Source organism: Xanthomonas sp. SHU 308, assembly GCF_000364645.1.
GTDB classification, from domain to species: Bacteria; Pseudomonadota; Gammaproteobacteria; order Xanthomonadales; family Xanthomonadaceae; genus Xanthomonas_A; species Xanthomonas_A sontii.
The window spans coordinates 1-365 of the sequence record NZ_AQOK01000678.1 but is presented as its reverse complement, the minus strand read 5'-3'; the positions used below and the strand labels follow the sequence as shown (position 1 = coordinate 365).

The 365-nt window shown below is 76.7% G+C and carries 1 protein-coding gene; it reads right to left on the bottom strand.

The window, feature by feature from the left end; genetic code table 11:
- Positions 1–365, bottom strand: a 365-nt coding sequence (locus D588_RS25385; protein ID WP_043086022.1) for a FimV/HubP family polar landmark protein, incomplete at both ends; no start/stop codon positions are given.

The window sequence follows — 365 nt, the reverse complement described above, 5'->3', positions numbered from 1 at the left end:
CGGCCGGCTTGGGCGCAGTCTGCGCCGTCGCCGCGTCCTGCTGCGCCTGTGCCGGCTGCGGCACCGGCGCACGCGCCTGGCGCCATTGCGCCGCCTGTTCGCGCACCACCGCCTCGGCGGCGGCGGCATCCAGGCTGGCCAGGTCCTCCTCGCGCGGGGTGCGCAACACCGCGCCCTGCTTGAGCAGGTTGAGATTGCCGCGGATGAAGGCGTCCGGATTGGCGCGCAGCAGCGCGACCATGGTCTGGTCCAGCGAATGGCCGTTGCCGCGCGCCAGTTGCCCAGCGATCTGCGACAGGGTCTGCCCGGCGCGCACCGGCGCCAGCGCATCGCCGGGCGCGGCCGCGGGGGCCGGCGCCGGACGC